Source organism: Aeromonas sp. R3-1 (assembly GCF_040908345.1).
GTDB classification, from domain to species: Bacteria; Pseudomonadota; Gammaproteobacteria; order Enterobacterales; family Aeromonadaceae; genus Aeromonas; species Aeromonas veronii.
The window spans coordinates 1-21,444 of record NZ_JBFODN010000241.1 but is presented as its reverse complement, the minus strand read 5'-3'; the positions used below and the strand labels follow the sequence as shown (position 1 = coordinate 21,444).

The following is a 21,444-nucleotide window of genomic DNA, read 5'->3' as shown; positions in this document are numbered from 1 at the left end:
CCACATCGAATCCCTTCTCCACCTGCTGGGTTTTGATGAAAGGCGAGGGGGGCACCCGCAATCCCTGATTGGCCACCAGGGTGGTGACGACCTGGGCGCGGTGGGCGGCGCGGTAGAGGATCTCCTTGACCGGAATGGGGCAGGCATCGGCATCAACCCAGATGGGCATGGCATGGTTTCCTGTAGTGAAAGCGGATAGAAAACGAGAGCGGGCATGTTAACACAAGCCTCCCCTTCCCGGCGCGGGGCTGAGTCGGCCCCGCCTTTGGTGTAAGCTGGGGCCAGCACATGAAACGAGAAGGAGACGAGATGGATCGGGTGCCCGGTGAAGTGATTTATGCCCTGACCCTGGATGGCAAGGGTGGCATGGCGCCGCTGACGGCGGGAAGCGAAGTCCCGGCGGCGCATCCCGGCTGGCTGCATCTGGATTACGGTAATCCCGATTCGGCGCGCTGGCTGTTGCAGACCCCCTTGCTCAGCGAGGCGGCCAGGGAGTCGCTGCTCGGCCAGAGCAATCGTCCCAAGCTGGTGCGGATGGGGGAGACGGTGCTGCTGATCCTGCGCGGCATCAACCACAACAAGGATCACAGGCCCGAAGAGATGGTGGCGCTGCGCATCTTCATCACCCCGGATCTCATCATCAGCAGCCGTCGTCGTCCGCTGCTCTCCGAGCAGGATGTGTTCAACCAGCTCAAGCTGGGGGGCGGCGCCGATACCCCGGCCGACTGGCTGGTGGAGATCTGCGATGCCCTGACCGATCGGGCGGGGGAGTTTGTCGAGGAGCTGCACGACAAGATCCTCGATCTGGAGGAGATGGTGCTGATGCGCGACATGCCCGCCAATGGCCGCTTGGCGCTGATCCGCAAGCAGCTCATCATGATCCGCCGCTACCTTTCCCCCCAGCGGGATCTGGTGGCACGGCTGGCCAACGAGAAGATCAGCTGGCTGGATGAGGATGACCGCCGTCGTCTGCTCGATATCGCCGACCGGCTGCGGCGCTGGCTCGATGACCTCGATGCCGGGGTGGCTCGCACCGCCGTGCTGGCAGACGAGATCAACAATCTGATGGCAGAGGCGACCAACCGCCGCGCCTACCAGATGTCGGTGATGGCGCTGCTCTTTTTACCTGCCAGCTTCCTGACCGGTCTGTTTGGCATCAACCTCGGCGGTATCCCCGGTGCCGAGAATCCGACCGCCTTCTGGGTCTTCTGCGGATCCTTGGTGGCGCTGGCAAGCGGGCTGGCTATCTGGCTCAAGCATCGGCGCTGGTGGTAAGGAGGCATAACCCATGTGGCAATCAATTGGTCTGACCCTGCTGCTGTTGCTGGGGCATACCCTGATCCGGCGGCTTATTCACAAGAGTCTGCTGGCGCTCGGCCAGAGCAGGCAGGTGAGCGAGAACCGGGTGCTCTACGTGGCCCATGTGTTCCACTTCCTGCTCGGCTGCGCCACCCTGCTGGTGCTGGCCGGGGTGTGGGGGCTCGACTTCTCCCGACTGGTGGTGCTCGCCTCCTCCTTCTTTGCAGTATTGGGGGTCGCCATGGTCGCCCAGTGGTCGATCCTCTCCAACATCACCGCCAGCATCACCATCTTCTTCGCCTTCCCCTACAAGATTGGCGACCGGATCCGCATCCTCGACAAAGATGATTCGGTCACCGGCGTCATCACCGAGATCGGCCTCTTCTATGTGCGGGTGCGTGATGACAACGGCGATCTGGTCACCTATCCGGCCAACCTGATCCTGCAAAAGCCGGTAAGAAAGCTGGAGGGCAAGGTGGCGGAACCGCTGCAACCGGAGTAGAAAGCAACCGGAATAACAAAAGGCTCCCTCGGGAGCCTTTTTACTGTGCGGTGGGTGGCGCTAGCGTTCGAAGAAGCGGTAGAGGTGCTCCACCTGAACCGGGCAGTCGGCCACCTGATGCAGATGTTCGCGGGCCTGCTCAACGGTGCCGAAACTGACCGGGCAGCCGAGGGTGTCGGTCAGCTCGTAGAGGGCGCCATCCTTGCCTCTGAATTCGATGAGCCAGCCGGGAATAGCCACATCGTGGAGTATTTCGGCCTCTTGCAGGATCTGTTGCTGATAGAGCTTACGAAGTTCACTGACTGTCATGATGCTCTCCTGTGGGGAATATCCAGCTCCAGTCTATGCCTGCCCTTTATATGCAGCAACGGGATCATCCCCGCAGGACCTCCCATGCCCAGCGGATGCGGACAAAAGTCTCGGCATTGCCGCCCCGATCCGGATGGTGCAGCAGTGCCAGCTCCCGCCAGCGGCGGCGGAGCGCCTCCTGACTTACCCCTTCATTCAACTCGAACAATGCCAGCGCCTCGGCTTTGTGCCCCTCACCGTCGTAAGCGCGCCAGAAGCGGTTGAGCAGGGCCTCCACTTCGGCACGGTCGGTCTGCCAGAACACCTGCCAGTCGAGATAGTAGCTACGCAGATTTTCGCCAAGGGCAAAGCCGTGGTTGGCCTCCAGGTTCCCAGCCAGCGGTTCGAGCCGGATATCCAGGGTGCTGATCACCAGCCACCAACCCTCTTCATAAAGCTCGGCCTGCAGCTGGTAGAGGGCGTTCATGATCAGGAAGTTGACCCGAAACAGCTGCAGCTGCTCGTCGTCGGCCAGCCGGGGGATCGCTCCCTGCTGGCGCAGAGCCGCCATCAGTTCATGCACCTTGTAGCTGCCCGCCGCCTGTTGCAGCAGCACCAGCAGAGGGGCGACCAGCGGATTGTGGTTGGCTTCGTTCATTCGGCGCCCTGCTCTCTGGGCGGCTGCAGGGCGATCAGCAGCTCACCCGCCTGCGGGGTGACGGGGCCGGTGACGATCCGGGGCTTGCCCTTGCCATCCATGATGAACAGCGGGATGGCGCCGGGATTGGCGGTCTGATACTGGGTCCAGTCGAATGCCTCGCTCAGGCGGGTAGCCTTGATCTGGCCGCCCCGGCTCAGCAGGCCGCTCAGCCGGGCATAGTTGATGTCGGGGCCGAACAGGTTCTGGCGAGCGCGAAAGGTGGCACTCTCCCGGTTGGCTTTGCCGTGCTGCTCGCTGGAGCGCAGGGAGTAGACCTGCTCCTCGCCGTAGAGGTGGGCAAAGTGCAGCACCCCGAGGGCGTTGTTGTGGCGGTTGGGGGAGAGTGCCAGCACGGTACTGATGCTGGTAAGCGGCAGGTGCAGCTCGGCATGTTCCGACTGGGGGTTGCCGAAATAGCAGGGGAGGTTGCTCATCCGCGCCTGTTTGCAGAACTCCCAGGCGGGATCGCAGAGCTGTACCGGCACCCCCTGATCTGCCAGCGCCTTGCCAATGGCCCGCGCCACCGAGTTGGCCCCTATGATGAGCCAGGTGTTGGGGGCGCTCTGGCGCATCTTGAGCAGGCTGGCCAGCGGTGCCGAGGTGAGGCTCTGCAACACCACGGTGGAGATGATCACCGCAAATACCAGCGGCACCAGCTTGTCGGCATCGGGGATCTCGGCCTGATGCAGGCTGATGGCAAACGAGGCACTGACTGCCGCCGCGACTATGCCGCGAGGGGCGATCCAGCTTAGCAGGGCGCGAGCTCGCCAGGAGAGATCCGAGCCCCAGGTCGAGACCAGAATACAGAGCGGGCGCGCCACAAACTGCACCACGCACAGCAGCGCCAGCACCATGGGGCCGAGCTGCCAGAGCTGTGCCAGATCGAGGCGGGCCGCCAGCAGGATAAACAGGCTGGAGATAAGGATGACCGCGAGATCCTCCTTGAATGCCAGCACCTCCTCCAGATCCAGCCCCTCCTGATTGGCGAGCCAGATGCCGAACACGGTCACTGCCAGCAGGCCGGACTCGTGGCTGAGCCAGTTGGAGAGGCTGAAGGTGACCAGCACCAGCGCCAGCACGCCGAACTTGTGCAGGCTGACCGGTAGCCAGTCCTTGCGAATGAGCAGGGTGGTGAGCCAGCCCGCCACTACGCCGATCAGAGAGCCGACCCCCACCGTTTTGGCCAGAGCCAGCAGGGTGTGGCCGATGAGATCTCCCTGACTGCCGAGGCGCACCGCCTCGAACACCAGCACCGCAAACAGGGCGCCGATGGGGTCGATGACGATCCCCTCCCAGCGCAGGATACGGTCCACCTCCCGGGTGGGGCGGATCACGTTGAGCATGGGGGCGATCACCGTCGGGCCCGTTACCACCAGTACCGCGCCGAGCATGGTGGCGACCCGCCAGTCCAGCCCCAGCAGGAAGTAACCGGCGCTGCCGATGACGGCGAAACTGACCAGCATGCCGGTGGAGCAGAGATTGCGCACCACCTTGCCGATCCCCTTGAGCTCGGCCAGATGGAGGGTCAGCGCCCCCTCGAACAGGATGATGGCCACCGACAGGGAGACCAGCGGAAACAGCAGATCCCCGAGCAGGGCATCGGGGTCGAGCAGGCCGCTGACCGGGCCCAGAGTCAGGCCGGTGAGCAGCAGAAACAGGATGGCGGGTACCCGCAGCGACCAGGCGAGCCATTGGGCCAGCACGGAGACCAGGGCGATCCCGGCCAGAGAGAGGGCAATCATGCAGACCTCGATTCAGGCAGTGAGTATGGAGCTAGTGTAGTGGCTAAGTTGGTCAGATTGACACCTGAAGGAGCGTGCGTCATGGCCGGGATGGGGAGATGTGCGACAGTCGGCGTCATGGTGGCTGGCTGTGGTGTGCAGGGCGCCAGCCAGACGCCAACCGTGGTGATGGGGTGGCCTTGGGGCTGGATTAGATGGGGCTCTCCTTGTGGAGCTCGCCGACACAGTTGGCCAGCGCCAGTACCAGTGCGGAGCGCACCATCTGATCGAGCCGGTTGAGCTGCATCTGGTAGAAGGCCCAATCCTCTTCGCTGGCGGGGGGCTCCAGCTTCATCATGCCGCCCTGATTGACCCCGTGCAGGCGGTCGAGCAGATCGCGGATCGGCTTGTCGCTGAAGCGGTAATCCTTGGGGTCGCGCACCAGAAAGTCGCGGATCTTGATATAGGCTTCGATATCCTGATAGCGCTCGAGTGAGATGAGGCCGAGGGCGAAGATGAGCTTGAGGCGCACCTCCAGCTGGCCGAGGGGGCCGCTCTGGTTGAGCAGGGGTTCGATGGCGTATTTGACGGCATACTCCTCCTGACGGAACGCGCGTCGCATCAGGGAGTCGACCGCCTCTTCCAGGATGGTCACGGCTTCGAGAAAGAAGCCGCGGGGGCCATCCTGCTCGTTCAGTCGTTCCAGTACTTCATCTTCCTGGTGTGTGGTCATAGGTGCATTGGGTCCAGCTGACAGGGAGAGAGTGGGCCTCTCTCCCGGTTTTTATCATATGGGGCACATTCCCTTGCCATTCAAGCGCTTGGCGCGCTATCAGTGGTGGCTGAATGCGCCGCAAGCAGGGTCATTACAGGGTTTCGTAACGGGCGACGATGGCGCGAACCACTTCGCTCTCTTCATCCAGTCCGGTGACGCGGGCCAGCGCTTTGGCCGGGCCAAGCTCCGCCAGCAGGGCTTGCAACTCCACTGCCTGCGGGTCATCGGCATTGCGATAGTGGAGCGCCGCGGCGATCCCCTCCTGCAACTGATCGCTCGGCAGGCCGTACTCCAGGGTGCCCAGTAGCGGCTTCACCAGTCGATCCCCCGCCGCCAGCTTGCGCAGCGGCTGACGACCGACCCGGTCAATCTCGTCCACCAGATAGGGGTTGGCGAAGCGGGAGAGGATCTTCTCGATGTAGGCGGCATGCAGGCGCGGGTCGAAGCCGTAGCGTTTCACCAGCACGGCACCGCTCTCCTCCATGGCGCGGCGCACCTTGCTGCGGATCACCGGATCCTCGATCGCCTCGCGCACTGTGCGGTAGCCCCGCAGCTTGCCGAGATAGGCGGTGACGATGTGGCCGGTGTTGAGGGTGAACAGCTTGCGCTCGACGAAGGCCATCAGGTTGTCGGTGGGTTCCATGCCCGCCACCTGCGGTAGCTCCCCCTTGAACTGGGTCTGGTCGACGATCCACTCGCTGAAGCTCTCGACCGTCACTTCCAGCGGGTCATCGTTGGCCGCCGCGGCGGGCGGCACGATGCGATCCACCGCCGAGTCGACGAAGCCGATGCAGGATTCGAGCGTGGCATGATACGCGACCGGCAGGTACTTGAGTACCTCCCGCTTGAGGTGGCTGGTGCCGCGCACCATGTTTTCGCAGGCGATGACGTTGAGCGGAGTCAGGTTGCCAGCATCGAAACGGGCTTGCAGCCCCTTGGCCAGGGTGCTGGCAATCTTGTCCAGAATGTTGGGGCCGACGGCGGTGGTGACCAGATCGGCGGTGATGATGCGGGCGATCACCTCGTGACCGGCGGAACTGACCGCTGCCACGTTGCGCACCACGTCCAGCTTCTGATCTGCCCCCACCACATGGACCTTGTACTCCTGACGGTGGTTGAGCTGGTCGATCAGGGTGTCGTTGACGTCGGCGAAGGTGACCTGATGGCTGGCATCCGCCAGCACTTTACCGATAAAGCCGCGACCGATGTTGCCAGCACCAAAATGCAATGTTTTCATGATATTAACCTCTTGAACCAAAGACGATGAAAGATGATTACGCAGCCTGTTCGGCACCCAGCAGATCCAGGAAGGCCTGGGGATCCGTGGTGCTGGCCAGCCGGTCGATGAGACCGGGTTCATCCAGTGCATTGGTCAGGCGGGTTATCACCTGCATGTGTTCGTCGTTGCGGGCGGCGATGCCGATCACCAGCCGCGCTACCTCATCGGCAGCCTCGCCAAAGGCGACCCCGGCCGGGTACTGGCAGATGACGATGCCGGTACGCTTCACAAACTCCTTGGCGGCGATGGTGCCGTGAGGCACGGCGATGGATTCGCCGAGGTAGGTGGAGACCAGCTGTTCACGCTCCAGCATGGCGTTGACGTAGTCGGGCGCCACGTAGCCGCGCTCGGCCAGCAGTCGGCCTGCGGTCAGGATGGCGGCCTCCTTGTTATCCGCTTTCAGTCCCAGATGCACGTCATGACGGCTCAGGGTAAAGACTTCGGCCGCTTGCGGTTCGTAGCTGTCGTCGTTGGCGGCCACCAGCAGCTGCGGGTTGGCGACATCGTCGTTGGCGGCTTGAGTCAGACTCTGTACCAGCTCCTGATAGAGGCCGTTGTCGAGGAAGTTGGTCAGTGAAATATGGTGGGCATGCGGCGCATGGCGACGGGCCCGCTCGGTCAAATCCTTGTGGGTGATGACCCAGTCTACCTGATCGTCGAGCTGATCGATGGCGCGGTTGGTGACGCTGATGTCGAGCCCGGCGGCCTGTACCCGCTTGCGCAGCATGCCGGCGCCCATGGCGCTGGAACCCATGCCCGCATCACAGGCCACCACAATATTGCGCACTGCCATCAGTTCTCCGCCCGGCTTCTTGGCCGCTGCGGTTTCGGGCTTGCTGCCCTTCATGGCTTTCATCTTGCGGGTGGCTTCACCGAGGGCATCGGCTTCGTCAGCTTCCGGCTGCTGGGCGCGGACGAACACGGCGGCGACTAGGAAGGAGACCAGAGTGGCGCTGATGATGGAGAGGGCGACCCCGATCAGGGAGGCTTTCGGCGTCATCAACAACACGGCGAAGATGGAACCCGGTGAGGCGGGGGAGACCAGACCTGCGTTGAACAGGGTCAGGGTGAAGACCCCGGTCATGCCACCGGCGATCACCGCCAGAATGAGGCGCGGGTTCATCAGCACGTACGGGAAGTAGATCTCGTGGATGCCGCCGAAGAAGTGAATGATTGAGGCGCCAGCCGCGGACTGCTTGGCCGCACCACGCCCGAACACCATGTAGGCCAGCAGCACACCCATGCCCGGGCCCGGGTTCGCTTCAATCAGGAAGAAGATGGAGCTGCCGTGCTCGGTCGCCTGCTGGATCCCCAGCGGCGAGAAGATGCCGTGGTTGATGGCGTTGTTGAGGAACAGGATCTTGGCCGGTTCGACGAAGATGGAGGTGAGCGGCAGCATGTGGTTTTCCACCAGGAAGCCGACGCCACCGGCCAGCAGACCGGAGAGCACCTTGACGAAGGGGCCAATCACAAAGAAGGCGAGGATGGCCAGCAGCATGCCGATAAGGCCGGCGGAGAAGTTGTTGACCAGCATCTCGAAGCCGCTTTTGACGCGACCGTCCATCTCCTTGTCGAAGCGCTTGATTGCCCAGCCACCGAGCGGGCCGACCATCATGGCGCCCATGAACATGGGGATATCGGTTCCCACGATGACACCCATGGTGGTGATGGCACCGACCACGCCGCCGCGCTCACCGCCCATCAGTTTGCCGCCGGTGTAGCCAATCAGCAGCGGCAGCAGGTAGGTGATCATGGGGCCGACCAGCTTGGCCAAGGTTTCATTGGGCAGCCAGCCGGTGGGGATGAAGAGGGCGGTGATAAAGCCCCAGGCGATAAAGGCGCCTATGTTGGGCATGACCATATTGGACAGGAAGCGTCCAAAATTCTGTATCTTGACTTTGGTATCCGGTGATAACATGTCGGGACCCCGTTTTAAGCCTGTTTGATTAAAAGTGGTAGTTCGGGATGGCCGGTTTTGCCGAACCGCCATCCCGGTCGTCTAAGCAACTTCAATCTACCAGCTTGCGATCAAATTAGGCTGAAAACGGGGTGTCTTGTGATCAACCTCTCAGATATCCCGTCATACCCCCTCCATAACCAGTGACCTGTGTCACATTCACATGCTGTAATTCGGCTACATTTCGATCTTTTATGTTTTACGTGACTATTTTTTGTGACTTGGCTCACAAAAGTTGCTTTGTGGCTTTCTTGCTAAATGGTGATTGGTGTCACAATTCTGATTTTTGTATTCGAATGGGACAAATCATTCAGTCACTCATCAGCGGGTAGTGACGATGGATCTATCGAAACACTCCATTGCTTACCAATGAATCAATAAATTTGTAACCCGCTTTCAGTTTTTACGGTCGGCGATGAGGTCTCTTTTGCTGCTGGCTGATGGGAATGGGCGCCAACATGCAGGATGTTATCGAGCGGCAGATGTTCGGGGCGCTTGCTTGCCGCGCAGGGCTGATAGCAGATAAAAACAAACCGCCAGCAGGCGGTTTGTCGGTTTTTGCGATCTGAGCCCTGTCGGGGCTGCGGCTTAGTAGAAGCCGGCATCCTCGGGGGAGGGGCGGGTCTTGAAGCGGCGATGGAGCCACATGTACTGCTCCGGCGCCTTGCGCACGGCGGCTTCAATCTCGCGGTTGGCGCGGGCGGCATCGACCATCTCGTCACCGCTGGGGTAGTCGGCGAGCGGCGCGCCGATATGCAGGGTGTAACCCTCGCTGGTGCGGATGTTGTAGCAGGGCAGGGTGACGGTGTTCTTCACCCGCGCCAGGGTGGCGGTGCCGGTGATGGTGGCCGCCTGCTCTACCGCGAAGTAGGGCACGAACACGCTGGCGTGGCTGCCGTAGTCGTGATCCGGTGCATACCATAGGGCGTCGCCGTTGCGCAGCGCCTTGATCATCCCCTTCACATCCATCCGGTCCACCAGATACTTGTTGGAGGCGCAGCGGCCGTGGTACTGGGCATACTCCAGTACCGGGTTGGTGTTGGGGCGATAGACCCCGACCCCTGGGCGAACCAGCCCGAAACAGCGGGCGTTGAGTTCCAGCGTCAGGAAGTGGCAGGAGAGCAGCAGCATGCCCTGACCTTTTTCCATGGCGGCAATGACATGCTCTTCCCCTTCCACCTTCATCAGGTTGCGCATCCGCCAGTCTGGCCAGAACCAGGCGATCCCCACCTCGAATACGGCGCAGCCCACGCTCTCGAAGTTGGCCTTGAGCAGTTTCTCCCGCTCATCCCGGGTCAGCTCGGGCATCGCCAGCTCCAGATTGCGACGGGCAATCTTGACCCGGGACTTCAATATCCTGGCGGCGAGGCGACCGAGCTGACGGCCCAGCCACATCTGGCTACGCCACGGCAGCAGGGTCATCAGCCAGAGCAGGCCGAGGCCGAACCAGCTGGCCCAGTAACGGGGATGAAACAGGCGGGGCTCCAGGCGGGGAGCGTTGTCATGGGCCATGGCTAATCTCTTGTTCGCAAACACAATCGGGGGATTCTAGCCGAAAAGGGGGGGCGGGGGCGAATGGCTGTGTGCTGGTCAGAGGGGTAGCTTGCGTCCGGTTAGCGTGACAGCGGCGGCAACTGCGGTCGGCTTTTTCTACATCGGGTAAAAGAGTGTGATAAAATCGCCCGCTGATTTTTCAGGTTTTGAGAGTCGATACAGATGAAGATCACCCTGCCCGATTTTGAAAAAGCCCGCGTTCTGGTCGTTGGCGATGTCATGTTGGACCGTTACTGGCATGGCCCTACTGGTCGGATCTCCCCCGAGGCGCCGGTGCCCGTGGTCAAGGTTGAACACATTGAGGAACGTCCCGGTGGCGCGGCCAACGTGGCCCTCAACTCCGCCGCCCTTGGCGCTCATGCCGTGCTGCTTGGCCTGACTGGTCAGGACGAGGCTGCCGATGCGTTGGCTGGCCAGATGGCTGGCGTCAAGGTGGCCTGTGATTTCGTTCGTCTGGCCGACTTCCCGACTATCACCAAGCTGCGGGTGCTGTCCCGCAACCAGCAACTGCTGCGTCTGGACTTTGAAGAGCCCTTCCACTCCGTCGATGCCACCCTGCTGATGAGCAAGGTCGAGCAGGCGCTGCCGAATAGCGACGTGATGATCCTCTCCGACTACGGCAAGGGTGCTCTCAACGACGTGCCCGGCATGATCCAGCGCGCCCGTGCCGCCGGTATTCCGGTGCTGGTCGATCCCAAGGGGACCGACTTCGAGAAGTACCGCGGCGCCACTCTGCTGACCCCCAACATGTCCGAGTTCGAGGCCGTGGTGGGCAAGGTGAAGAGCGAAGAGGAGCTGGTCGCCAAGGGGCTGGATCTGGTCAAGCGTTTCGAGCTGGATGCCCTGCTGGTCACCCGTTCCGAGAACGGCATGACCCTGATCCGCGAAGGTCAGCCGGAGCTGCATCTGCCAGCTCAGGCTCACGAGGTTTATGATGTGACCGGTGCCGGTGATACCGTCATCTCCACTCTGGCTACCTCACTGGCGGCAGGCAAGAGCCTGGACGAAGCCTGCGCGCTGGCCAATACCGCTGCCGGTATCGTGGTCGGCAAGCTGGGTACCTCTACCGTTAGCCCGGTCGAGCTGGCCAACGCCCTCTATACCGAGCAGGAGACCGGCTTCGGCGTCATGTCTGAAGCCCAGCTGAAAGTGGCGGTTCGTGCCGCCCGTCTGCGCGGCGAGAAGGTGGTGATGACCAACGGCTGCTTCGATATCCTGCATGCCGGCCATGTCTCCTATCTGGCCAACGCCGGCAAGCTGGGGGATCGCCTGATCGTGGCGGTCAATACCGACGAGTCGGTTCGCCGTCTGAAAGGGCCGGGTCGTCCGGTCAACCCGACCGAGCGCCGCATGGCCGTACTGGCTGCGCTGGGCGCAGTGGACTGGGTTGTGCCCTTCTCCGAGGATACCCCGCAGCGCCTGATCGCCGAGATCCTGCCGGATCTGCTGGTCAAGGGCGGTGACTACAAGCCGGAAGATATCGCCGGTTACGCCGAGGTGACCGCCAATGGTGGCGAGGTGCGCGTGCTCAACTTCGAGGATGGCTGCTCCACCACCGACATCATCAAGACGATCCGCGAGCGCGGCTAACGCGCTGCTGGCCCCGCAATCTGGCGGGGCTCACTATCGGCGGCTGCAATCCGACCGAAATACGGATAACAAAAAGGCGACCTTGCGGTCGCCTTTTTCATGTCCGATAGCGGCTATCAGCCTTTGGCTTTTGCCGTGGCGGGCATCAGACCCTGGTTCACTTCCACCAGATCCTGCGCTTCCAGAATACCGGCAGCCTGTTTCAGGCTCAGGATATTGAGAATGTAGTTGTAACGGGCTTCGGAGAGCTTCTGCTTGGCCTCGTACAGCTTGCGAGTAGAGTCCAGCACGTCGACGATGGTACGGGTACCCACTTCGTAACCGGCTTCGGTCGCCTTCAGGGCGCTGTCGGCGGAGACCACAGACTGGCTGTAGGCGCGCACCGAGCCGATGCTGGCGTTCACGTTGTTGTAGGAGGAGCGCACTGTGCTCTGCACCGAGCGGAAGTTCTTCTCCAGCAGTTCGCTGGCCGCTACGTAGTTGTATTGAGCCTGCTTCACCTTGGAGCTGGTGGCGCCACCGCTGTAGATGGGCAGCTTGAAGGTCAGACCGATATTGGCCTGATTGTCATTGCCGCCCGGAATGCTATCCAGCTTGTAATCGGTATTGCTGGTTTGCAGTCCGGCACCGAGATCCAGCGTCGGCTCATGGCCGGTCTTGGCGAGATCGATCTGCTCCTTGGCAATGTCCTTGCTGATGCGGGCACTGTGCAGTTGCAGGTTCTTGTCCAGCGCCAGCTCCAGCCACTTGTCGGAGCCGAAGGCGGTCTTCTGCGGGCTGAAACGATCGGTGTTCAGCACGTCCAGATTGCGGTGATCGATACCGGTCAGCTCGCGCAGGGTCTCGTAGCTGTTGTCCAGCGAGTTTTCTGCATTGATCTCGTCAGCCAGCGCCTGGTCGCGGGAGGCTTCGGCTTCATGGACGTCGGTGATGGCGGTCAGGCCCACTTCGAAACGCTGCTGGGTTTGCTCCAGCTGACGCTCTACCGCAACCTTGTTGGCACGGACGAACTCCAGGGTATCCATCGCCTTGAGCACATCAAAGTAGGCTTTGGCGGTGCGCACCATCAGGTTCTGGATCTCGAGGTTGTAGGCGACATCTGACTGGGTGGCCTGCTTCTCGCTGATATCCAGATTGACCCAGTTACTGCGACGATAGAGGGATTGCGACAGCGTCACCTCGCCCTTGGCGTTGGTATTGCTCTGGGTATCGTTCTTGTTTTGCAGATAATTGAGCCCGGCACCCAGATCGATCTGGGGCAGCAGAGGGGCACGGGATTCGTTGATCTTCTCGAAGGCCTGGTCGCGAACGGCTTTGGACTGCAGCAACTGCGGGTCTTTGATCTGGGCTTGCTGGTAGATGTCGAGCAGGTTTTCGGCATGGGCACCGGCACTGACGCCCAGCAACACCATGACTGACAAAAGTGTTCTTTTCATAGATCGTTTTAACCTTATGTAGTAACCCAAACTGGTTGCTGGAGAGGCAAATATTGTCACCGACCAAGCTTGATTGCAGCTTAATCACTCTACTATAAGCAAAATTTAATGCTAAGAGTCTCAGGTCCGGTGACGGGAACGTCAAGAACCGGACGCAGTTTTCTCCCCGCGCGCCTAGCCAAATGGTCTGTGGCTGCTAAAATCCACCCCTCATTACCATGGCACGCCGAGTGAATGAACGTTCATTCATGTTCCTCGGATTTTATGGTCAAACTGATACAAGTCAAGCTGACGGGAGCCCCGGATGTCGCAGCAACCCTTGCCGCAAGATCGGCATTACGCCGCCGATGATGTGAAAATCATTGAAAAATCAGCTGGATATAACGGCTTCTTCAAGGTGAATGTCTATCGTCTGCAGCATCGGTTATTTGCAGGTGGCTGGAACCAGCCCATCGTGCGCGAGCTGTTCGAGCGGGGCCATGCTGCCGCGCTGCTGCCCTATGATCCGGTGCGCGACCAGATCGTGCTGGTGGAGCAGTTCCGTATCGGCGCCATGGAGACCAGTCCGACCCCCTGGCTGCTGGAGCTGGTGGCCGGCATCATTGACGAAGGGGAGACCGCCGAGGCGGTGGTGCGTCGCGAAGCGGTGGAAGAGGCCGGTATCGAGGTTGCCCGCTGCGAGCATGCCATCAGCTATCTGGTGAGCCCGGGCGGCAGCACCGAGCGGATCGAGGTCTTTGTGGGCGAGGTGGATGCCAGCAAGGCCGAGGGGCTGCACGGTCTGGCTGATGAGGGCGAGGATATCCGGGTGCACGTGGTGAGCCGCGAACAGGCCTACGCCTGGCTCAAAGAGGGACGCATCGACAATGCGGCCTCGGTCATCGCCCTGCAGTGGCTGGCCCTCAACCATGGCGAGCTGCGTGCCCGCTGGCTGGCAGATCGCTGAGGTGGCGCTGACCCTGCAACAGAGCAGGCGCTATGTGCCTGATCTGATGTCCTTGCAGCGTACCTGCGAGGTCAACTACATGGCATTGATGAAACTGCTGCCGCCTGATGGGGAAGTCGGCGCCGAGCGCCGCTATCTGGTCGGCAACGATCTGCAGTTCCAGCTCACCATCATTGGCGAGAGTCGCTTCACCAATCAGGTGATCCTGAGCCAGCACAACCCCGAATTGCCCGAATATTTACAAGCTCAGATAGAGATTCGTTTGTATCATGATGTGCGGATGGCGGAAGTGTGTGCAGCGCAACAGATTTCCCGTTTGCAACCACGTTATGATTATCCCAATAAAAAGATGCACCAGCGGGACGAAAAGGAGCAGGTAAATCTGTTTCTGGCCGAATGGCTAAAATTTTGTCTCAGACATGGTACCAGCCCGATCAATATCTCCAGTTGAACAAATAAAAAGAAGCGTGATTTTGGAAACAGAGCTCCCCCAGGCGCAGGACGGCAGTGTGCGCCTGTTGCAAATTACCGACACCCACCTCTTCGCGAGTGCCGAAGGGCGGCTGTTGGCTGTGCGCACCGCAGAGAGTCTGGCCGCCGTGCTGGAACAGGTGCAGGCCAATGAACACCCCTACGAGGTGATTCTGGCGACCGGCGATCTGTCGCAGGATCACAGCCCGGAATCCTATCAGCGTTTCGCCTCCATGATGGCGCCCCTGGGCCGCCCCATCTACTGGCTGCCCGGCAATCACGATGACAGCCCGCTGATGACCGAATATCTCCATGCCGCCGGAATCAGCGAATCCAAGCAGCTGGTGGGCGACCACTGGCAGGTGATCCTGCTCGACACCCAGGTGCGCGGCAAACCCCACGGCATGATTGGCGATCACCAGCTGGCCGCCCTCGACCGTGCCCTGCGTCAATATCCTGATCGCCACGCTCTTATCACCCTGCACCATCAGGCAGTGCCGGTGGGCTGTGCCTGGCTGGATCAACACAATCTCAAGAATGCCGATGACCTGTTCGCCGTACTGGCCCGTCATCCGCAGCAGAAGACCATCCTGTTCGGCCACGTTCATCAGGAGTTTGACGAGGTGCACCGCGGGGTGCGGCTGATTGCCAGCCCCTCCACCTGCATTCAGTTCAAACCGCTATCCGACGGCTTCGCGCTGGACGAGTCCGGCCCGGGCTGGCGTTATCTGACCCTCTATCCGGATGGGCGGGTGGCCAGCGAGGTGTGGCGCCTGCCGGTGGGGCAGTTTGTGCCCGACCCCAACGCCACCGGTTATTGAGGAGAGCATTGCATGAAGTCGGTTCTCCTTTATCTGCACGGTTTCAACTCCTCACCGGGCTCCGCCAAGGCGCAGCAGATGGCTGCCTGGGTGGCCGCCAATCGGCCCGACATCGAGGTGATCATTCCAGCCCAGCCCAATACGCCAGCGGCGGCCTGGGCGGCTATCGAGCAGACCATTGCCGATCTGCAGCATCGTTATGGTAGTGAATTCAAGCTCGGCGCCGTGGGTAGTTCCCTCGGCGGCTTTATGGCGACTCGGGTGAGCGAGCAGTACGGCTGCCGCGCCGCGCTGATCAATCCGGCGGTGCGCCCCCACGAGCTGCTTTGTGACTACCTTGGCCCCCAGACCAATCCCTATACCGGGGAGCAGTACGAACTGCTGCCTGAACATATGGATGAGCTGCGGGCACTGGCGGTACCGGTGACGGCGCCGGAGCGACTCTGGATCCTGCAACAGCAGGGGGATGAGGTGCTCGACTATCGCAAGGCGCTGGATGAATACCGCTTTGCCCGCCTCTCGCTGGAGTGCGGTGGCAACCACGCCTTTGTGGCGTTCGAGCGCTACCCCGCCCAGATCATCCGTTTCCTCGGGTTATAGTCAGGTTTGAGTCAATAAGGGCGGTCTCGCCCTGCTTGTTCTTCTCCAGATCAAGCTTTCGGTGCGGGGAGTTTGTTCTACCCCCGCCTAGCAGTTAAGATTCCCTCCAAACGTCAATTCGCAAGGCCCTCCATGTCTACTCAATACAATGCGGATGCCATTGAGGTCCTCAATGGCCTTGAACCGGTGCGTCGCCGCCCCGGCATGTATACCGACACCACCCGGCCCAATCACCTCGGCCAGGAGGTCATCGATAACAGCGTCGATGAAGCGCTGGCAGGTCACGCCCGCAGTCTGGAGGTGATCCTGCATGAAGACCAGTCCCTCGAAGTGATCGACGACGGCCGCGGCATGCCGGTCGATATCCACCCGGAAGAGGGGGTCAGCGGGGTGGAGCTTATCCTCTGCAAGCTGCACGCGGGCGGCAAATTCTCCAACAAGAACTACCAGTTCTCCGGCGGTCTGCACGGGGTGGGTATTTCGGTCGTAAACGCCCTTTCCGATCGGGTCGAGGTGACGGTGCGCCGCGACGGTCAGGTCTATGACATCGCCTTCGAGCGCGGCGAGAAGGTGCAGGAGCTGACCATCACCGGCACCTGCGGTCGCCGCAACACCGGCACCCGAGTGCGCTTCTGGCCGCAGGCGAGCTACTTCGATTCGCCCAAATTCTCGGTCACCAAGCTGGAGCACCTGCTCAAAGCCAAGGCCGTGCTCTGCCCCGGTCTTACCATCAAGTTCCTCGACAAGAACACCGGCATCAAGCTGGAGTGGTGCTACGAAGATGGCCTCAAGGATTATCTGGTCGACGCGGTCAAGCAGTTCACCTGCCTGCCGGAGCAGCCCTTTATCGGCTCGTTCAGCTCCGAACAGTCGGCGGTGGACTGGGCGCTCTGCTGGCTGCCGGAAGGGGGCGAATGCCTCGCCGAATCCTATGTGAACCTCATTCCCACAGCGCAGGGCGGTACTCACGTCAACGGCCTGCGCCAGGGGCTGCTCGATGCCATGCGCGAGTTCTGCGAGTTCCGCAACCTCTTGCCGCGCGGGGTCAAGCTGACTCCGGAAGATATCTGGGATCGCTGCGCCTACATCCTCTCCATCAAGATGCAGGATCCGCAGTTCGCCGGTCAGACCAAGGAGCGCCTCTCCTCCCGCCAGAGCTCTGCGTTTGTCTCCGGCGTGGTGAAGGATGCCTTCAGCCTCTATCTGAACAGCAACACCGAGCTGGCGGAGCAGATCGCCGAGATCTGCATCTCCAGCGCCCAGCGCCGGATGCGCGCCGCCAAGACGGTGGTGCGCAAGAAGATTACCCAGGGCCCGGCGCTGCCCGGCAAGTTGACCGACTGTAACTGCGCCGACCCCATGCAGGGGGAGCTGTTCCTGGTGGAGGGTGACTCTGCGGGCGGCAGTGCCAAGCAGGCGCGGGATCGCGAGTTTCAGGCCATCATGCCCCTGCGCGGCAAGATCCTGAACACCTGGGAGGTGGAGGCCGGTCAGGTGCTCGCCTCGCAAGAAGTGCACGATATTTCCGTGGCCATCGGGCTTGACCCCGACTCCAACGACCTCAGCGGCCTGCGCTACGGCAAGGTGTGCATCCTCGCGGATGCTGACTCGGACGGTCTGCACATCGCCACCCTGCTCTGCGCCCTGTTTGTGAAGCACTTCCGCACGCTGGTGGAGAAGGGGCACGTTTACGTCGCCATGCCGCCCCTCTACCGGATCGATATCGGTAAAGAGGTCTACTACGCCCTCGACGAGGACGAGAAGAACGGTGTGCTGCAGCGGGTCGAAGCCGAGAAGAAGAAGGGCAAGGTGATGGTGACCCGATTCAAGGGTCTGGGTGAAATGAACCCGAAACAGCTGCGGGAAACCACCATGGATCCCAACACCCGCCGTCTGGTGCAGCTCACCATGGAGCCGGCAGGAGAGAGCGAAGGGGATGCGGCTGACGAGACCCTGCAGCTGATGGACATGCTGCTGGCCAAGAAGCGGGCGAGCGATCGCCGCGAATGGCTGGAAGAGAAGGGTAACCTCGCCATCATTTAAGCCGTCGGCTGGCCCGCACAGGGCCAGCAAGCATTTAGCCGGAGTCGCCCTGTGGCGGCTCCCGAACCGAAAGAGAAAATCACATGAGTGATGCTATCGAGCTCAGTCTGGACGGGGTAGAGCGCCAGCCAATGCGCACCTTTACCGAACAGGCTTACTTGAACTACTCCATGTACGTCATCATGGATCGGGCCTTGCCGCATATCGGCGACGGCCTCAAACCGGTGCAGCGGCGCATCATCTACGCCATGAGCGAGCTGGGGCTGTCGGCGCTCTCCAAGCACAAGAAATCCGCCCGTACCGTGGGTGACGTGCTGGGTAAGTACCACCCCCACGGCGACAGCGCCTGTTATGAAGCCATGGTGCTGATGGCCCAGCCCTTCTCCTACCGCTACCCGCTGGTGGACGGTCAGGGCAACTGGGGTGCGCCGGACGATCCCAAATCCTTCGCCGCCATGCGTTATACCGAGGCACGGCTGTCGCGCTTCTCCGAGCTGCTGCTCTCCGAGCTGGGGCAAGGCACGGTGGAGTGGACGCCGAACTTCGACGGTACCATGAAGGAGCCGGTAGTGCTGCCTGCCCGCCTGCCACACATCCTGCTCAACGGGGTGACCGGTATCGCGGTGGGGATGGCGACCGACATCCCGCCCCACAACGCGCGGGAAGTGGCTTACGCCTGTGCCGAGCTGCTCGACAACCCCAATGCGGGGCTCGATGTGTTGATGCAGCACATTCAGGGGCCGGACTACCCGACCAACGCCGAGATCATCACCCCGCGCGACGATATCCGCAAAATCTACGAGACCGGCAAGGGGTCCATCAAGCAGCGGGCGGTCTGGAGCGAGGAGGATGGCGACATCGTCATCACAGCACTGCCTCATCAGGCCTCCGGCGCCAAGATCATGGAGCAGATCGCCGCCCAGATGGTGGCGAAAAAGCTGCCGATGGTCACCGATCTGCGGGATGAGTCGGACCACGAGAACCCGACCCGTCTGGTGATTGTGCCGCGCTCCAACCGGGTGGATGTGGAGGGTCTGATGGCCCACCTGTTCGCCACCACGGATCTGGAGAAGAACTACCGGGTCAACCTCAATATCCTCGGCCTCGACAACCGGCCGCAGGTGAAGTGCCTCAAGACCATCCTCAGCGAGTGGATCCAGTTCCGCCGCGAGACCGTGCGTCGCCGCCTGCAATTCCGCCTCGACAAGGTGCTGGCTCGCCTGCACATCCTCGAAGGCTTGCTGATCGCCTATCTCAACATCGACGAGGTGATCGAGATCATCCGCACCGAGGATGAGCCGGGCAAGGTGATGGTGGAGCGCTTCAACATTACCGAGACCCAGGCCGAAGCGATCCTCGAGCTGAAACTGCGCCATCTGGCCAAGCTCGAAGAGTTCAAGCTGCGCGCCGAACAGAACGAACTGGCCGAAGAGCGCGACAAGCTGGAGCTCATTCTGGGCTCCGAGCGCCGCCTCAACACCCTGCTCAAGAAAGAGCTGCTGGCCGATGCCGAGAAGTACGGCGACGATCGCCGCACCCCGCTGGTGGAGCGGGCTACCGCGGTGGCGCTGACCGAGAAAGAGCTGGTGCCCAGCGAACCGGTCACCGTCATCCTCTCCGACAAGGGGTGGGTGCGCGCCGCCAAGGGCCACGATGTCGATGTGGCGGGGCTCTCCTACAAGGCGGGGGACAGCTATCTGGCCCACGCCTGTGGCCGCAGCAACCAGCAGGCGGTGTTCCTCTCCACGTTGGGCCGAACTTACGCCCTCGAATCTCACACCTTGCCATCGGCGCGCAGCCAGGGCGAACCGCTCACCGGCCGCTTTGCGTTGGGGGCTGGGGAAGAGGTGCGCCATCTGGTGATGGGCAACGAGGGCGAGCCGTATCTGATCGCCAGCGACGCCGGTTACGGCTTTGTCTGCACCTATGACGATCTCATCGGCAAGAACAAGAACGGCAAGGCGCTGCTCACCGTGCCGGAAGGGGGACAGGTAATGGCACCCCAGAAGATCGGCTCGCCGGATACCGATCTCTGCATGGCCATCTCCAACGAGGGGCGCATGCTGCTGTTCCCGATGAACACCCTGCCGGTACTCGGCAAAGGCAAGGGCAACAAGCTGATCAGCATCCCCTCTGCTCGCGTGAAGGCGCGGGAGGAGTTTGTGGTGATGGCTGCCGTGATCCCGCAGGGCCAGTCGGTCACCCTGTTTGCTGGCAAGCGCAAGCTGACCTTGAAACCCTCTGATCTCGATTACTACCGCGGCGAACGCGGCCGCCGCGGCGCCAAGCTGCCCCGCGGTTTGCAGCGGGTTGATCGCATTGAGATTGAACCCGCCGCCGGTGCCGAACCGGCAGCCGGGGAAAATCAGGAAGGGTAATTAATATAGAAGGGCGCGAAAGCGCCCTTATTACTTACTTGTGTAATATGTAGATATGTTTAGAGCGTGTTATAGGGCTTTTTTAATGCTGTCTATGATTGACTTGAATTCAGATATATTATGTGGTGTGTCACCATTATCAAAACTGGAGAGGTAATTCAAGTATCCATATAAACGGGGTAAAGAACTTTTATCATTATTTGATTTTGCATTATGAAAAGCTGCACGAACTTCTTTTCTAAACTTTCTGCTAGGTCGTAGTTGTTCATTGTTTATACAAACCCCGGTGACAATTTGTGCATTATTATTACTTATTATTCTAGTTTTTCTTTTATTTATTTTTAATTCGAACTTTGTTAGCTGTTCAGATATAAAGGTAATGCAGTGTTTTAATTGGGTGTAGTCTGTTGAGCCAATAGTTAAATCATCAGCATATCTACTATAAGTCATCCCGTTTTGACCGCAAAATTCTGATATTACTTTGTCAAAGTTATAGAGGTAAGAATTGGATATAATCGGACTTGTTGGTGCACCTTGGGGTAGGCATCCATCTAATGTAGCAATTCTAGATATGAATGATGATATATCTTCTGAAAAGCCATTTTCAATTAAGCAAGAATGTACATGCTCAGTTTTGATGTTGTCAAAAAAAGAGTCTATATCTAAACAAAGGATGTATCTACTTCCCAAATGTATTCTGGCATTATCTTTAATCGATCGGTTCTTCCTAAAAGAAAAACAAAGATCATGCTGATTTAGTTTATAAAGAAAATAATCACAAATCCAATATTGAACTGTTTTTATGAAAACTCTAGGTGAATTTATTGTTCTATGACCACGGCCTGACTTTTTTTGAAGGGTGAATGTTCTATAATGGCGTGAGGGAGCTTTAATAAAGCTACTTAGCAACCTAGGGCTAATGCCTATTAGCTCTGAAAATAAGTCTACCGAGCTGAAATTCTCATTTATATTTGGAAGTTTGTTTTTGGAATAGTAATTTAAGTTTAAAAAGGACCCCCCTGCATTAGAACCAATTCTTAATTGCTCTGAGACCCGTGGCCAGAAAACTCTCTGGTTTTGGGGG

19 protein-coding genes are annotated in these 21,444 nt (G+C 60.1%); 9 read left to right on the top strand and 10 right to left on the bottom strand.

Annotated elements, in window-relative coordinates:
• The coding region (locus AB5Y85_RS15695; RefSeq protein WP_368221747.1) for a DUF188 domain-containing protein at positions 1 to 169 on the bottom strand (169 nt) is incomplete at its 3' end.
• Positions 170 to 309: 140 nt separating this feature from the next.
• Between AB5Y85_RS15695 and zntB the strand changes: the two genes are divergently transcribed.
• Together zntB and AB5Y85_RS15685 are read left to right on the top strand one after the other, a co-directional pair.
• On the top strand, positions 310 to 1,275 hold the full coding sequence (gene zntB, locus AB5Y85_RS15690; RefSeq protein WP_005341467.1) for a zinc transporter ZntB: 966 nt from the start codon (positions 310 to 312) through the stop codon (positions 1,273 to 1,275).
• Positions 1,276 to 1,288: 13 nt separating this feature from the next.
• Positions 1,289 to 1,801, top strand: a complete 513-nt coding sequence (locus tag AB5Y85_RS15685; RefSeq protein ID WP_005354921.1) for a mechanosensitive ion channel domain-containing protein — start codon at positions 1,289 to 1,291, stop codon at positions 1,799 to 1,801.
• 60 nt (positions 1,802 to 1,861) lie between these two features.
• Here the strand turns inward: AB5Y85_RS15685 and AB5Y85_RS15680 are convergent, their stop codons facing one another.
• The 7 genes from AB5Y85_RS15680 to lpxL all read right to left on the bottom strand — a co-directional run bounded on the left by AB5Y85_RS15680 (position 1,862) and on the right by lpxL (position 10,033).
• Entirely contained in the window at positions 1,862 to 2,110 is a 249-nt protein-coding gene (locus tag AB5Y85_RS15680; RefSeq protein WP_005363113.1) for a hypothetical protein, read from the bottom strand.
• Positions 2,111 to 2,174: 64 nt separating this feature from the next.
• On the bottom strand, positions 2,175 to 2,747 hold the full coding sequence (locus AB5Y85_RS15675) for a DNA-J related domain-containing protein (RefSeq protein WP_047436908.1): 573 nt from the start codon (positions 2,745 to 2,747) through the stop codon (positions 2,175 to 2,177).
• On the bottom strand, positions 2,744 to 4,531 hold the full coding sequence (locus AB5Y85_RS15670) for a sodium:proton antiporter (RefSeq protein WP_257686730.1): 1,788 nt from the start codon (positions 4,529 to 4,531) through the stop codon (positions 2,744 to 2,746). Before AB5Y85_RS15670 ends, AB5Y85_RS15675 begins: the two co-directional genes overlap by 4 nt.
• A gap of 190 nt (positions 4,532 to 4,721) precedes the next feature.
• Positions 4,722 to 5,243: an MltR family transcriptional regulator gene (locus tag AB5Y85_RS15665; protein ID WP_247823521.1), complete on the bottom strand. Its 522-nt coding sequence runs from the start codon at positions 5,241 to 5,243 to the stop codon at positions 4,722 to 4,724.
• A 133-nt stretch (positions 5,244 to 5,376) separates the two neighbouring features.
• Complete coding sequence (locus AB5Y85_RS15660) at positions 5,377 to 6,522, bottom strand: mannitol-1-phosphate 5-dehydrogenase (RefSeq protein ID WP_257686731.1); 1,146 nt, start codon at positions 6,520 to 6,522, stop codon at positions 5,377 to 5,379.
• 37 nt (positions 6,523 to 6,559) lie between these two features.
• The gene (locus AB5Y85_RS15655; RefSeq protein ID WP_257686732.1) at positions 6,560 to 8,482 is read right to left on the bottom strand and encodes a PTS mannitol transporter subunit IICBA; all 1,923 of its coding nucleotides are present in this window, start codon (positions 8,480 to 8,482) and stop codon (positions 6,560 to 6,562) included.
• A gap of 627 nt (positions 8,483 to 9,109) precedes the next feature.
• Positions 9,110 to 10,033, bottom strand: a complete 924-nt coding sequence (gene lpxL / locus AB5Y85_RS15650) for an LpxL/LpxP family Kdo(2)-lipid IV(A) lauroyl/palmitoleoyl acyltransferase (protein ID WP_257686733.1) — start codon at positions 10,031 to 10,033, stop codon at positions 9,110 to 9,112.
• A gap of 204 nt (positions 10,034 to 10,237) precedes the next feature.
• On the opposite strand from lpxL, the gene hldE reads away from it, so the two are divergent.
• Entirely contained in the window at positions 10,238 to 11,665 is a 1,428-nt protein-coding gene (hldE, locus tag AB5Y85_RS15645; protein ID WP_058058377.1) for a bifunctional D-glycero-beta-D-manno-heptose-7-phosphate kinase/D-glycero-beta-D-manno-heptose 1-phosphate adenylyltransferase HldE, read from the top strand.
• Positions 11,666 to 11,781: 116 nt separating this feature from the next.
• Here the strand turns inward: hldE and tolC are convergent, their stop codons facing one another.
• Complete coding sequence (gene tolC / locus AB5Y85_RS15640; RefSeq protein ID WP_005335902.1) at positions 11,782 to 13,101, bottom strand: outer membrane channel protein TolC; 1,320 nt, start codon at positions 13,099 to 13,101, stop codon at positions 11,782 to 11,784.
• Positions 13,102 to 13,405: 304 nt separating this feature from the next.
• Between tolC and nudF the strand changes: the two genes are divergently transcribed.
• The 6 genes from nudF to parC all read left to right on the top strand — a co-directional run bounded on the left by nudF (position 13,406) and on the right by parC (position 20,360).
• Positions 13,406 to 14,047 carry an ADP-ribose diphosphatase gene (nudF, locus tag AB5Y85_RS15635; RefSeq protein ID WP_005335901.1) on the top strand — a complete coding sequence of 214 codons (642 nt, stop codon included), beginning with the start codon at positions 13,406 to 13,408 and terminating at the stop codon, positions 14,045 to 14,047.
• A 1-nt stretch (position 14,048) separates the two neighbouring features.
• Complete coding sequence (locus AB5Y85_RS15630; RefSeq protein ID WP_368221742.1) at positions 14,049 to 14,498, top strand: DUF1249 domain-containing protein; 450 nt, start codon at positions 14,049 to 14,051, stop codon at positions 14,496 to 14,498.
• A gap of 22 nt (positions 14,499 to 14,520) precedes the next feature.
• Entirely contained in the window at positions 14,521 to 15,339 is an 819-nt protein-coding gene (gene cpdA, locus AB5Y85_RS15625; protein ID WP_041202814.1) for a 3',5'-cyclic-AMP phosphodiesterase, read from the top strand.
• 12 nt (positions 15,340 to 15,351) lie between these two features.
• On the top strand, positions 15,352 to 15,939 hold the full coding sequence (locus tag AB5Y85_RS15620; RefSeq protein ID WP_368221740.1) for a YqiA/YcfP family alpha/beta fold hydrolase: 588 nt from the start codon (positions 15,352 to 15,354) through the stop codon (positions 15,937 to 15,939).
• A 132-nt stretch (positions 15,940 to 16,071) separates the two neighbouring features.
• A complete protein-coding gene (parE, locus tag AB5Y85_RS15615) occupies positions 16,072 to 17,982 on the top strand; it encodes a DNA topoisomerase IV subunit B (protein WP_257686734.1) in 1,911 nt (636 codons plus the stop codon).
• Positions 17,983 to 18,065: 83 nt separating this feature from the next.
• Positions 18,066 to 20,360 (top strand): DNA topoisomerase IV subunit A, encoded by a 2,295-nt coding sequence (parC, locus tag AB5Y85_RS15610; protein ID WP_257686735.1) that lies wholly within the window; start codon positions 18,066 to 18,068, stop codon positions 20,358 to 20,360.
• Between the two features lie 69 nt (positions 20,361 to 20,429).
• Here the strand turns inward: parC and AB5Y85_RS15605 are convergent.
• Positions 20,430 to 21,444, bottom strand: a 1,015-nt coding sequence (locus AB5Y85_RS15605) for a retron St85 family RNA-directed DNA polymerase (RefSeq protein WP_368221737.1), incomplete at its 5' end; no start/stop codon positions are given.

Excerpts from the sequence above, each read along its gene's own strand:
- zntB (WP_005341467.1), top strand. The coding sequence starts at position 310 with ATGGATCGGGTGCCCGGTGAAGTGATTTATGCCCTGACCCTGGATGGC.
- AB5Y85_RS15685 (WP_005354921.1), top strand. The coding sequence starts at position 1,289 with ATGTGGCAATCAATTGGTCTGACCCTGCTGCTGTTGCTGGGGCATACC.
- AB5Y85_RS15680 (WP_005363113.1), bottom strand. The coding sequence starts at position 2,110 with ATGACAGTCAGTGAACTTCGTAAGCTCTATCAGCAACAGATCCTGCAA.
- AB5Y85_RS15675 (WP_047436908.1), bottom strand. The coding sequence starts at position 2,747 with ATGAACGAAGCCAACCACAATCCGCTGGTCGCCCCTCTGCTGGTGCTG.
- AB5Y85_RS15670 (WP_257686730.1), bottom strand. The coding sequence starts at position 4,531 with ATGATTGCCCTCTCTCTGGCCGGGATCGCCCTGGTCTCCGTGCTGGCC.
- AB5Y85_RS15665 (WP_247823521.1), bottom strand. The coding sequence starts at position 5,243 with ATGACCACACACCAGGAAGATGAAGTACTGGAACGACTGAACGAGCAG.
- AB5Y85_RS15660 (WP_257686731.1), bottom strand. The coding sequence starts at position 6,522 with ATGAAAACATTGCATTTTGGTGCTGGCAACATCGGTCGCGGCTTTATC.
- AB5Y85_RS15655 (WP_257686732.1), bottom strand. The coding sequence starts at position 8,482 with ATGTTATCACCGGATACCAAAGTCAAGATACAGAATTTTGGACGCTTC.
- lpxL (WP_257686733.1), bottom strand. The coding sequence starts at position 10,033 with ATGGCCCATGACAACGCTCCCCGCCTGGAGCCCCGCCTGTTTCATCCC.
- hldE (WP_058058377.1), top strand. The coding sequence starts at position 10,238 with ATGAAGATCACCCTGCCCGATTTTGAAAAAGCCCGCGTTCTGGTCGTT.
- tolC (WP_005335902.1), bottom strand. The coding sequence starts at position 13,101 with ATGAAAAGAACACTTTTGTCAGTCATGGTGTTGCTGGGCGTCAGTGCC.
- nudF (WP_005335901.1), top strand. The coding sequence starts at position 13,406 with ATGTCGCAGCAACCCTTGCCGCAAGATCGGCATTACGCCGCCGATGAT.
- AB5Y85_RS15620 (WP_368221740.1), top strand. The coding sequence starts at position 15,352 with ATGAAGTCGGTTCTCCTTTATCTGCACGGTTTCAACTCCTCACCGGGC.
- parE (WP_257686734.1), top strand. The coding sequence starts at position 16,072 with ATGTCTACTCAATACAATGCGGATGCCATTGAGGTCCTCAATGGCCTT.
- parC (WP_257686735.1), top strand. The coding sequence starts at position 18,066 with ATGAGTGATGCTATCGAGCTCAGTCTGGACGGGGTAGAGCGCCAGCCA.